The 6,983-nt window shown below is 59.6% G+C and carries 8 protein-coding genes and 1 tRNA gene; 8 read left to right on the top strand and 1 reads right to left on the bottom strand.

The window, feature by feature from the left end:
* The 5 genes from ACR0FE_RS17380 to ACR0FE_RS17360 form a co-directional block, all read left to right on the top strand.
* The coding region (locus ACR0FE_RS17380) for a DNA-methyltransferase (RefSeq protein WP_480914229.1) at positions 1-460 on the top strand (460 nt) is incomplete at its 5' end.
* Entirely contained in the window at positions 457-903 is a 447-nt protein-coding gene (locus tag ACR0FE_RS17375; RefSeq protein ID WP_480914226.1) for a DUF5681 domain-containing protein, read from the top strand. The genes ACR0FE_RS17380 and ACR0FE_RS17375, both read left to right, overlap by 4 nt.
* Positions 904-1,017: 114 nt before the next feature.
* On the top strand, positions 1,018-1,251 hold the full coding sequence (locus tag ACR0FE_RS17370) for a DUF3489 domain-containing protein (RefSeq protein ID WP_480914223.1): 234 nt from the start codon (positions 1,018-1,020) through the stop codon (positions 1,249-1,251).
* Positions 1,251-1,658, top strand: coding sequence for a DUF2924 domain-containing protein (locus ACR0FE_RS17365; protein ID WP_480914220.1), 408 nt, complete (start codon positions 1,251-1,253; stop codon positions 1,656-1,658). The genes ACR0FE_RS17370 and ACR0FE_RS17365 overlap by 1 nt, the downstream gene beginning before the upstream one ends.
* Positions 1,655-3,337, top strand: a complete 1,683-nt coding sequence (locus ACR0FE_RS17360; protein ID WP_480914217.1) for a recombinase family protein — start codon at positions 1,655-1,657, stop codon at positions 3,335-3,337. The genes ACR0FE_RS17365 and ACR0FE_RS17360 overlap by 4 nt, the downstream gene beginning before the upstream one ends.
* Before the next feature lie 362 nt (positions 3,338-3,699).
* On the opposite strand, the gene ACR0FE_RS17355 is transcribed toward ACR0FE_RS17360, so the two are convergent.
* Positions 3,700-3,789 (bottom strand) — tRNA-Ser (locus ACR0FE_RS17355).
* Positions 3,790-3,917: 128 nt separating this feature from the next.
* On the opposite strand from ACR0FE_RS17355, the gene ACR0FE_RS17350 reads away from it, so the two are divergent.
* From ACR0FE_RS17350 to tmk, 3 genes are read left to right on the top strand one after another with little or no spacing between them, the layout of a single operon-like run.
* On the top strand, positions 3,918-5,174 hold the full coding sequence (locus ACR0FE_RS17350) for an SPOR domain-containing protein (protein ID WP_480914215.1): 1,257 nt from the start codon (positions 3,918-3,920) through the stop codon (positions 5,172-5,174).
* Positions 5,175-5,193: 19 nt separating this feature from the next.
* Positions 5,194-6,360, top strand: a complete 1,167-nt coding sequence (locus ACR0FE_RS17345; RefSeq protein ID WP_480441340.1) for a D-alanyl-D-alanine carboxypeptidase family protein — start codon at positions 5,194-5,196, stop codon at positions 6,358-6,360.
* Positions 6,357-6,983: a dTMP kinase gene (gene tmk / locus ACR0FE_RS17340; RefSeq protein WP_480525275.1), complete on the top strand. Its 627-nt coding sequence runs from the start codon at positions 6,357-6,359 to the stop codon at positions 6,981-6,983. The genes ACR0FE_RS17345 and tmk overlap by 4 nt, the downstream gene beginning before the upstream one ends.

Here is a 6,983-nt window from a genome sequence, read left to right as displayed (position 1 = left end):
CAACGCATCTTCATCCGAATACCGCTTCCGAGCCATCCATCATCCCTTCCGTGACACCAAAATAGTGGCACAGTTTTACGGGGCTAAGACACTCGGCCGCCATGGGCGTTACCGGACCAATGTCTGGTCGTATCCCGGCGTCAATAGCTTCGGCAAAGGGCGTATGGCGGATCTCGAGGCCCATCCAACTGTGAAGCCGGTCGCGATGGTGGCGGATGCCATCATGGATTGCTCAAGAACCGGAGATCTCATCCTCGATCCCTTCGCCGGATCGGGCACAGTTTTCCTGGCCGCCGAGCGCGCTGGTCGATGCGGCGCCGGGATCGAGATCGACCCACATTACGTCGACGTCGCGATCAGGCGCTTTGAACAGGAAACAAGTGAGACGGCCACTCTGACGGCGTCCGGCGAGGCATTCAGAGCTGTCAGGGATAAGCGGCTTGCGGAGGAAAAGGTATGAGCAAGAACAACAAAAAGCCGGATGCTAACTACGAAGTCGGTTACTGCAAGCCGCCGAAGTCGAAGCAGTTCAAAAAGGGGGAGTCGGGGAATCCGAAGGGTCGTCCGAAAGGATCAGTCAGCCTCGCCTCTCAACTTGAGAACGCGCTCAATGAAAAAATCGAGGTTCGGGAGGGTGATCGTGTGCGGAAAATGACCAAAGGAGAGGTCATGATCCAGAGCCTGCTGGCCCGGGCCATGAAGGGCGATCAGCGGGCTACGTCGACGCTTCTTCGTCTTATGAAAGAAACGGGTCAGACGCGACCTCCCGAGGAAGCGCCGAGGCAAGGCAAGATGGTGGCATATCCAATCCCGATGCCGACCCCGTTGCTCGAAGCACTAGCGGAAGAGTACGAGTATCCGACAGACCACACCGCACCTGACTACTTCGATATGAACAGGTGACTGGACATTGCACTGGAAGTGAGCGTCAGTGTCCTCAAGCCCGGATTGCCCTCCGGGTTCTGCTCGGTACCGGGGCCGGCACATTGCCGGCCCTGTCTACCGAGGAGAAAGAGAATGGCAAAAGCCAAACAAACCAAGACCGACAAAGTACGTTCGATGCTCACCCGCCCGCAGGGCGCCCGTCTTGAGGCTATCTGCAAGATGACAGGGTGGCAGCCACATTCTGCCCGTGCGGTTCTTAGTGGTCTGCGCAAGGAAGGCTACGAGATCGAGCGTCGGCCAACCGGCGACGGCAAGGGCGGAAGCTCGACCTACCGCATAACTGCGGCGCCCGAGGCCGTTGATTGATGCGCGTATATGAAATTGAGACCATGAACCGGGCCGCGCTCTTGGCGGCCTGGTCGAAGACATTCGGATCCCCCGCGCCAAAGGGGATAAGTCAAACATTCCTGCGGCGCTTCCTCGCCTACGAGGTCCAGGCGCAGCAGTCCGGCCACCTGCCAAAGGCTGTGGCAACAGCGCTCATGCGACCAGCAAACGAGGGCCGGCCGAAGATACCTGCACCAGCCCTAAAGCCTGGCGGACGCCTGCTGCGTGAATGGTACGGTGTGACCCATGTCGTCGATGTCACCGATGGCGGTTTTGTCTGGAAGGGCGAGACTTGGCGTTCGCTGTCTGCAATCGCACGGGAGATCACGGGGGCGCATTGGTCCGGGCCGCGGTTCTTCGGTCTGAAAGGCAAGGCCAAGTCATGACCAAGCAGATGACCCGCTGCGCAATCTATACGCGGAAATCATCCGACGAGGGCCTCGATCAGGACTTCAACTCGCTCGATGCCCAGCATGAGGCCTGCGCGGCCTACATCGCCAGTCAGCGCCATGAGGGCTGGAAGATTGTGTCCGCCCGCTACGACGATGGCGGCCTCTCGGGCGGCACCCTGGAACTTCCGGCATTGCAGCGCCTGCTTGCCGATATCGATAGCGGCCGGATCGACATGGTTGTTGTCTACAAGATCGATCGGCTGACGCGCTCACTTGCAGACTTCGCCAGGCTGGTGGACCGGCTCGAGACGGCCAGCTGCTCCTTCGTCTCCGTCACGCAGGCCTTCAACACGTCCTCATCCATGGGCCGCCTGACGCTGAACGTGCTGCTATCTTTCGCCCAGTTCGAGCGCGAGGTTACCGCCGAGCGGATCCGGGACAAGATCGCAGCCTCCAAGAAGAAAGGGCTCTGGATGGGCGGGCTGGCCCCGCTTGGCTATGACCCGCATCCCGACACCAACCGGCGCGAACTCGTTGTCAACGAGACCGAAGCAGAGACGGTGCGCCGGTTGTTCGCATTATACCTCGAGCATGGCTGCCTGAATACGACGGCCGAGTCCGCTCAAAACGCCGGCCTTCTGTCGAAGAAACGGGTCTTCGCCAGCGGCCGCCAACAGGGCGGTAATGTGTTTAGCCGCGGGCAGATCTATCGGATCCTGACCAATCCGGTTTATCGCGGCCTCATCCGGCACAAGGACAAGGTCTGGCCAGGTTCTCATACCGCTATCATCAGCGATGACCGTTGGGATCGGGTACAGGACAAGCTGCAATCCGCCAGCGCGCGCCGGCGTGGAGTGGGCAAGCTCACCGGATCAATGACCAGCGTCGGTCACTCTGCGCCGCTCATCGGCAAGTTCAGGGACGAGACAGGTGATCTGCTCACGCCGACGCACACCAAGCGCAATGGACGGCGGCATCGCTATTACGTCTCCAACCGTCTCGTGACAGGCACGACTGACGCCTCTGGTTGGCGCCTGCCAGCGCCAGCATTCGAGCAGGCCGTCGCCACGGCTATCGCAGACCATCTTGAGAAACTGGCCGGCCGGCACGCGATCCTGCGGGATATTTGCGCGGATAAATACCTTGGCGCCGCCCGCAAAGTCCAGGATCTCGCGGCCTCCATTCGCGAGAGCGGCGTGTCGATCATATCTTCCGCCATCGCGTCGGGCGAGGTGTGCGCTGGAAGCATGCGCATCCGCTTTGATAAGTGCGTAATTGCCCGCTTGCTCGGACTGTCGGCCGAGCACATCGACACCGCACTGCTTGATCTGGAGTCGCGGTTTACCTGCCGTCGGCGTGGCGTTGAAATGAAAATCGTCGCGGGCGAGAGACAGCCGATACCAGATCCGGTTCTCATCCGCGCCCTTCGAAATGCGCATCGCTGGGCGGCAATGTTGAAAGATGGTGTAGCGCTCAGAACCATTGCCAGTAGGGAAGGTTTCTCCGAGAGCTATGTCGCTCGAATCCTACCACTGGCGACACTATCGCCGCGGATCCAAGAAGCGATCGTCACCGGAACCCAACCGCTCGAATTGGCCCTCGAGAATCTGGTTCGGACCCGATTTACGCTCGACTGGGCCAGCCAGGAGAAACGCTTCGGCTTTGCCGCCTAAAAGCCTTCCCTGTTCGTTGTGCGGAATTCCCTGTTCCTTTGGAAAAATTCACTGTTCGGCTCAAAAAATTCCCTGTTACTTCGAGCAGGGAAATGCGCCCTAAACCCCTGAAGTACTGACCTTATTTTGCGCCGAAGTTCCCGAAAATGGCCTCGAACCCGGAAATTTCCCTGTAAATTGCCTGTTATCAGGGAAATCGCCAAAAACCCCACCGCCCAAACTGGGCAACAGAGACTGCGCTGGGAAATCGGCCAGGATCAGCCCTCACGGTGCGTCTCATGTGGGACCGCACAGTCGCAAACCCGCACAATGTCGGGCAAATACCACGCAACCTTGCTGTGAGCTGTAGAGATAGGGGTCGGTGGCGGGGAGACAGGGATTCGAACCCTGGGGACGCTCTCACGCCCAACGGTTTTCAAGACCGCCGCATTCGACCACTCTGCCACCTCCCCGTCGAAAGCAGGGTCTAAGGCCAAGTTGAAACGGTGGCAAGTCAAAAGAGGGAAATCTTGCCGAAGCCCAAGCAGTGGTCTTTCCATGGCATCACGCGCGGGTTATGATCTGCTGGAAAGACCAAATAATGCCAGCAAAACAGAACTGGCAGATCGGCGTCGGGGCACGGCGAACCAAGCCCCTTCAGGCAAGGGAATACGCGATGAATCGAGCGATTGGGACACGCGCAAAACCGCTGGGATTTGCGGTTCTGGCTGTGACTCTGGGGTTACTGTCCGGCTGTGACGAGGCGTTGTTGAGTTCCGGCGCTTCGCCGGATGGGGACACAAGCGCATCGGATAACGTTGGGAAAATCGAATTGCTACCGCAGGTTGCAAGCGGCTCGCAACGCGATGTCGAAGCCCCGGATGTCTTTGAAGTGACCGAAGCGGGTCTTTGGGATGGTCGTCCGTCACTGGGTGGAATATGGGTCGCACACCCAGACGCTGCACAACCTGAACGCGTTGTGATCAAGAACAAATCCAACAATAAGTCAGTGACAGGCGCCCTGTTTCGCCGCGAACGCGATTTGCCGGGCCCGGCATTGCAGGTTTCATCGGCGGCCGCTGAAAAACTCGGCCTTCTGGCTGGCGCGCCTACCAGCATCTACGTAGTGGCGCTGCGGCGCGAAACAGTTGAAGAAGCGCCCGCGGAAACGGACGAGGCACCGGCAGAGGCTGCCTCGGAAGATCAGGCTGTCGCTGACGCGACCGAGGCTTCGGAAGAAGCCAAGGAAGTTTCGGAAACCGCGAAAACGCAATCCGAAAAACCGGCCAAACGGAAGTGGTGGCAAAAGAAGGCCCCTGCCGCAGCCGCCACTGCCGGAGCAGCCGCGGCTGTCGCAACAGCCGAAACCGAGTCTGACGTTGCCGCCGAAGCCACCGAAAGCACTGCGGATGCAGCGGTTCAGGCGGCTTCGACCCCCGGACTGTCCGACGCTCCGGTGCAGGCACCCACTGAAAAGCCCGCCAAACGAAAATGGTGGCAAAAGAAAGATCCTGACGAAATAACACAGACGCCTCTGGATCCGATTGCCGGTGCAGAAGCAGCGATTGATGCGGCGAAACCTACTCCGGTGGCCGCGACAACCGGCACTGCAAAGGTTTCGTCCTTGACCAAACCCTACATCCAGATCGGCACGTACAGCGTTGAAAAGAACGCCAACAGTGCGGCAGAAAAAATCCGGCGGAACGGAATGGCAGCCGAAGTCCGGGAACTGAAAACCGCTGAAAACACGGTTTGGCGCGTCCTGGTTGGCCCTGCCATGACCCGGTCGGAACGCAAAGCCCTGCTTGGCGATGTCCGGGACCTGGGGTTCACCGACGCGTTCACCACAAGCAACTAGAATCAAGGAGGGCCCCTACGTGCTATCCTCTCTGCGAACATCTGTCTTAACGCTTGGGCTTGCCGTACTGGCCCTGCCTGCAAGCGCCTATGATACGACCGCGCGTGCCGCTTATGTCATCGACCAGACGACAGGCACGGTTTTGCTTTCCAAGGAAGCCGACCTGCCGCTGCCACCGGCATCGATGTCCAAGCTGATGACGCTCTATGTTGCGTTTGAGGCGCTGCGGGACGGGCGCCTGACACTGGATGAAAAACTGCCGGTGTCGGAACACGCGATGAGCTATGGCGGCTCGACCATGTTCCTGAATACGCAGGACCGCGTGCGGGTCGAAGATCTGCTGCGCGGTATCATCGTTCTTTCTGGCAACGATGCTTGCGTCGTCATCGCCGAAGCGCTCAGCCCGGATGGAACCGAAGCCGGATTTGCCCGCTACATGACCCAACGCGCCAAGCAGATGGGCATGAACACGTCGAACTTCGCCAATTCCAACGGCTGGCCCGCTGCCGGGCATATGATGTCCGTACATGACCTTGCCGTTCTTGCGGACCGCCTCATTGCCGATTTTCCGGAATACTATCCTTTGTTCGCCGAAGAGGAATTTGAATTCGACGGCCGCGCACCTTCGAATGCACGCAACCGCAACCCGCTTCTGAAACTGGATATTGGCGCGGACGGGTTGAAAACCGGGCACACCCAGGAGGCGGGCTATGGTCTGGTCGGTTCGGCCAAGCAGGGTGATCGGCGTGTGATCTTTGTTCTGTCCGGCCTCGACAGCACGGCCCGCCGCGCAGAGGAGGCTGAGGCCGTGGTTAACTGGTCGTTTCGAAATTTTGTCGAGAGGACGGTTGCCAACCCGGAAACGCCGATAGCCGAAGCCAAATTGTGGATGGGCGCACAGAAGACGGTGGGATTGGTCCCCGAGGGCGATCTGACCCTGCTGTTCCCGGTTCTGGGCGATCAGGACGTGCAGGCCGAAGTGGTTTATGACGGCCCGATCAATGCGCCCGTCGCAAAGGGGCAGCAACTGGCGGAACTGGTGATCAAACCTGAAGGTCTGCCGGAAATCCGCCGCCCGCTGGTTGCATCCGAAAACGTGCCGCTCGGTGGCTTTGTGGTTCGCATGATGACAGTGGGCGGAATTGTTCTGAAGGACGTGATCAACGGCCCGCTGGGTGCAATGTGACGCGGCGCGGATTGTTTGTCACTTTTGAAGGGATTGACGGATCAGGCAAATCGACTCAGGCGCGCAGGCTTGCGGAACGCCTGCGCGAAGCTGGTCATGAGGTTGTCCTGACCCGCGAACCCGGCGGCTCAGCCGGGGCGGAAGAAATCCGGAAACTGGTGCTTGAAGGAGACCCCGACCGATGGTCGGCCGAAACTGAAATCCTGCTGTTCACAGCAGCCCGGCGCGATCATCTTGAGCGCACCATCGAACCCGCCTTGGCTGCGGGAAAGGTGGTGATCTGCGACCGTTTTGCCGACAGCACGCGCATGTATCAGGGCCTGTCCCGTGGCGATCTGCGGGGCCTGGTAGACCAACTGCACAGCTTGATGATCGGGCGCGAGCCGGATCTGACACTGCTGATCGACATGGACCCCAATACCGGCCTGTCTCGCGCCAAAGGGCGGCAGGGCACCGAAGAGCGGTTCGAAGATTTTGGCCCGGCCCTGCAACAACAGATGCGCGCGGGTTTTCTTGCGCTGGCGGATGAATATGCCACCCGGTTTCGCGTCGTGGATGGTAACCGAAACATGGACAGTGTCGCGCAGGATGTGACAGAAATCGTCATGCAAGCCTTGCCATAG

Source organism: Ruegeria sp. K7 (assembly GCF_056531785.1).
This window is presented reverse-complemented; position numbering and strand designations above follow the sequence as displayed.